Origin of the sequence: Paraburkholderia sp. BR10954, assembly GCF_040965775.1 — a bacterium.
Classification (GTDB): domain Bacteria; phylum Pseudomonadota; class Gammaproteobacteria; order Burkholderiales; family Burkholderiaceae; genus Paraburkholderia; species Paraburkholderia youngii.
On sequence record NZ_JBFRCK010000372.1, the window covers coordinates 1 to 210 of the forward strand.

Annotated in this window: 1 pseudogene; it reads left to right on the plus strand. The window is 60.0% G+C overall.

Going from position 1 to position 210, the window contains the following annotated elements:
- Positions 1-172, plus strand: a pseudogene (locus AB4Y34_RS42605) (IS5/IS1182 family transposase); the annotation flags it as partial.
- Between the last annotated feature and the right edge of the window lie 38 nt (positions 173-210).

Here is a 210-nt window from a genome sequence, read left to right on the forward strand (position 1 = left end):
CGGGAAGCTCGACCGGAACTGGCTTAAAGGCGCGCTCGGCGACGCGATACACGCAGTGCTGTGCGGCGCCGGCCATAACCTGCGGATGATCCTCAGGAAGCTGAGGCTTTTTTACGCCGCTGTTCTGGCCGCTTTGCTCAACCGCTCAATCGCTGTCGAATACCAGCCGTGAGGGCAAGCGCCGTCCAAAACGAATTATTCAGACCCGAC